Origin of the sequence: Pseudomonas sp. R62 (assembly GCF_000257605.1) — a bacterium.
Taxonomy (GTDB): Bacteria; Pseudomonadota; Gammaproteobacteria; order Pseudomonadales; family Pseudomonadaceae; genus Aquipseudomonas; species Aquipseudomonas atacamensis.
In genome coordinates this window covers 3,866,607-3,870,585 of record NZ_JH635998.1, presented here as the reverse complement: position 1 = coordinate 3,870,585, position 3,979 = coordinate 3,866,607, and the positions used below count along the sequence as shown (strand labels likewise).

3 protein-coding genes and 1 pseudogene are annotated in these 3,979 nt (G+C 61.5%); 1 reads left to right on the top strand and 3 read right to left on the bottom strand.

The features are described 5' to 3' along the window. A partial coding sequence (locus OQK_RS18375) for a hypothetical protein (protein ID WP_016773665.1) occupies window positions 1-747 on the top strand: 747 nt, incomplete at its 5' end. A 254-nt stretch (window positions 748-1,001) separates the two neighbouring features. On the opposite strand, the gene OQK_RS32080 is transcribed toward OQK_RS18375, so the two are convergent. From OQK_RS32080 to OQK_RS18365, 3 genes and pseudogenes are all read right to left on the bottom strand, one after another. Then, a complete protein-coding gene (locus OQK_RS32080; RefSeq protein WP_371699606.1) occupies window positions 1,002-1,865 on the bottom strand; it encodes a methyl-accepting chemotaxis protein in 864 nt (287 codons plus the stop codon). After that, window positions 1,863-2,087, bottom strand: a pseudogene (locus tag OQK_RS32075) (HAMP domain-containing protein); the annotation flags it as partial. The pseudogene OQK_RS32075 and the gene OQK_RS32080, both read right to left, overlap by 3 nt. Window positions 2,088-3,077: 990 nt before the next feature. Further along, window positions 3,078-3,979 (bottom strand): aminotransferase-like domain-containing protein (locus tag OQK_RS18365; RefSeq protein WP_157221907.1); only part of this gene is annotated, 902 nt, incomplete at its 5' end.

Sequence of the window (3,979 nt, the reverse complement as noted above, 5' to 3'; positions counted from 1 at the left end):
CTAGTCGTAGCCGGGATCGCAATTCTGATCGCCATTGGCTACATGAACCATGTGGTGGAAAACAACAAACTGGAGAAGGCCCGCACCAAAGTCGAACTCAACGACCGCCTGCGCCGCTGCGGCGAACTGACCGAAACCTTCCCCGGCCAGTTCATGACCCCGGCGCTCAAGCTACTGCTGACCCGCCTGGAACTCAACGTCTGCCAGCGCCTGCTCAACCTGGAAAAAACCAGCGCGACGACCAAGGCCCGCATCACCGAACTCAGCGCCCTCGTTGCCCAAGGCGAATCGATCCCGGTGAACAACCCGCCCGCGCCGATCCTGACCGAAGCCAAAGCCAAAGACGTGCGCTTCCTCCTCGAAGCCCTGCACGGCCAGATCACCCGCGCCGCCCACGACGGTTTCCTGCCACCGAACGAAGCCAAACAATGGATTCGCGAGGTGCGCCACATCCTCGTGCTGCTGCACATCGAATTCTTCAACAACCTCGGCCAACAGTCCCTGCAACAAAACCAACCCGGCCAGGCCCGCCTCGCCTTCGAACGCGGCGTGCAATATCTGCGCAAACAGCAGGACCCGCAGATGTATGCCGAGCAACTGCAATATCTGGAAAAACTCCTCGCCCGAGCCAACGCCCAGGTCATGGACAAGATCGCCCCGGTGGAAGGTGAAGAAAACCAACTGACCGCCGGCTTGAAGGATGTCGAAGCCGATGCGGACTGGAAGAAGAAAGTGATTTACGACTGAGGCGCGAATACTGGTAAAGAAGCCACCGTTACAGGTGGCTTTTTTGTGGCCGACTTGAAAGAGGATGTGACTTGAAGACCGCTTTCGCGAGCAGGCTCGCTCCCACATTGGGAAGCAGTGTTCTCAGCTAAAAATCGGTCGGCTGTCAGGCCGCCTTCGCTGGCAAGCCAGCTCCCACAGAACAGCAAAAGCAAACCCGGGCCATCCCCACGCGGCGTAGCCAAGAGCCTGGCTGGCCCAAAGGCTGCCAAGACTCAAAGCCGAAAATGCCCAACCATCGAACGCAACTCCCCGCCCAACTGCGCCAGCTCAACACTCGAAGCCGCATTCCCGCGCATGGCCACGGAAGAGTGATCCGCGCTCGCACGAATCTGCGTAACACTGCGATTGATCTCCTCCGCCACCGAACTCTGCTCCTCCGCCGCCGCCGCGATCTGCTGATTCATCTGCTGAATCAACGACACCGCCGCCGCAATACTCCCCAGCGCACTTTCGGTCTGCAACGCATCACTGACCGCCAGCTTCACCAGCTCGCCACTGCTGCGAATCTGCTGCACCGACGACTGCGCCGCTGCCCGCAGGGCACTGACCAAGCGCTCGATCTCCTCTGTCGATTGCTGCGTACGCCGTGCCAGCGCACGCACCTCATCGGCGACCACAGCAAACCCCCTGCCCTGCTCCCCGGCCCGCGCCGCTTCGATCGCCGCGTTCAGCGCCAACAGATTGGTCTGCTCGGCCACGCTCTTGATCACCTCCAACACCGTGCCGATATTCTGGATCTCGGCACTGAGGCTCTCGATGCTGGAGCTGGCCGAGGTCGCTGAATCCGCCAACTGCTCGATCCGCGCCATGCTTTGACGCACCACCTGCTGGCCGCTCTCGACCTTGTCATCCGCCGTCTGCGCCGCCAGCGCCGCCTCTTCGGCATTGCGCGCGACGTCATGCACGGTGGCGGTCATCTGGTTCATGGCGGTGGCGACCTGCTCGGTTTCCTCCTTCTGGCTGTTGACCTCCAGATTGGTCTGCTCGGTCACCGCCGACAGCGATTGCGCGGAACCGGCCAAGCGCTCGATACCGGCCTGCAAGCCGCTGACAATCGTGCCGAGGCCGGCAGCCATCTGCTGCATCGCCAACATCAGCTGACCCATTTCATCGCGGCGCGTTACCTCGACCTTCGCCGTCAGATCACCCGCAGCAATCTGCTGCGCCACACGAATCACACTGCGCAGCGGCGCCACGATCAGGCGCGTGATCACCCACGCAGCGAGCAATCCAACCAACAAGGCCAGCGCCGAAGAGCCAATGATCAACACCGTGTTCTTTTTCAGCTCCGCCTGCATCGAAGCATCTTCGGCGACGTAGGCCTGATTGACCCGGTCCACCACCTGAGCAGCACGCTGATGCAGTTGGTCATAAACCGTCTTTTCTTGCGCCAGCAAACCGGTGTATTCAGCCAGTTTCTCGTTGAATCCGGCGATATGCCCCGACACTTCGTTGAGCACCGTCAGATAGCCCTCGTCCTTGACCGTGCTTTTCAACGCCTCGGCCTGCTCCTGCGCTTGCGCGGCCTGCTCGATGTTGCCTTGACCGGCATTGTCGGCATCGCCCTTGCGGCTTTGATCCAGCCGCACCCGCGCTTCGTTCATCGCTTGCAGCATAAGTCGCGAGACCTGACTGACCTGATTCGCCTGTTCGATGAACTGCGCGCCGTCCTTGCCCTCGGTGTCTTTCAACGTATAAGCGCCATCATCGGCCAGCCCGCTCTGCAACACGTCGAGGTTATTGGCCACGCTGGACACCGACCAACTGGCCATCTCCAGCGCGAGGTCCTTGGCCTGGCTCAGCGAGACGAATTCATCGAAGGCCTTGCGATACGCGCCCAGCGCTTGCTCGACATCGCTCATCACCGGGACATTGGCCGGGGAATGTGCCTTGAGCTCACCGGCAAGGACGATCAGCCCATCGACGCCCTCGCGCAAGGCATCGGCGGTTTTCGGATTGCCGCGCAGGGCGTACTCCTGCTCGAGCAGGCGCACCTTGAGCAGGCCGCTGTTAAGCGCGGACATCTGCTTCAAGCCGTCGAAACGCAGACTGATGGTTTGCAGCGACCAGACGCCGATCGCCGCCACCAACGCAGTCAGCAACAAGACGAGCACAAATCCGATACCCAGTTTTTTCGCCATACCGAGGTTGGCAAAACGTCCTTGCACGGCCGAAATCATTGCGCGTAGTCCCCTGCCAAAGTCTGTTGCCGAAGATTCGCAACGGGCTCGAACCAGCACAAGACTCTGGCTTCGGAATAATGGCAAAAAGCTACGCCCGCGTCGTTTTCAGAATGCTGGAGGTCGATCCGCGCAAGTATTGCGAAAAAACTGCCGGGCCCGTGGGTCGCAGGCACAGGCCACATTGATGCGCTGCCAGTCACCGCACTCACCGCTGGGACTGAAGGCGTCCGCTGCTGACAACTCCAGCCCGCAGTGCTGGGCCTGCCTGCGCACCGACGTCTGGTCGCGCAAGCGCGCCCGCGCCCAGATGAACAGCCCGCCAACCGGCTTGCCGAACACTTCCCACTCGGCGTCTTCCAGGGCCTGCAAGGCCGCCGCGCGATCGGCATTCAAGCGCTGGCGCTGGCGCTGCACCAGTTTGCGATAAGCGCCGGTCGCCATAAGCCTGGCCAGCACCGCCTCGGCCAGCCTCGAACAGCCGAGCCCGCTGATCATCTTGACCTCGGCCAGGCGCTTCAGCAGCTCGCTGTCCGCCAGGACAAAGCCGATCCGCAACGAACTGCTCAGTGTCTTGGAAAAGCTGCCGACATAAATGACCCGGCCGCCATGGTCCAGCGCCGCCAACCGTGTACCGCTGCCGGTGTGCAGATCAGCGTAGACGTCATCTTCAATCACGCGCAGGTCGTAGGTCTTGCTCAACTGCACGATACGCTGGGCGACCGCAGGCGTCAGGCAACTGCCGGTGGGGTTGTGGTGATGGCTGCCAATGAACAAGGCAGCGGGACGAAACTGACGCAGCACTGACTCGAGCATGTCGATGTCCGGCCCGCTCGGTGTCCGACGCACTTCGAGCATCTGTACGCCGTGCAGGCGCAGCAGGTCAAACAACGGTGCATAACCAGGCGTTTCCACCACCACGCAGTCACCGGCCTTGAACAGGGTGCGCACGATCAGATCGAGCGCATGACTGGCACCGCTGGTACTCATGAGCCGAGCACTGCAGGCGT

What these genes read in the sequence shown, in the direction of transcription:
- OQK_RS32080 (WP_371699606.1), bottom strand. Translation starts at nt 1,865, where the DNA reads ATGGCTGCCGGCCTCGGCACGATTGTCAGCGGCTTGCAGGCCGGTATC.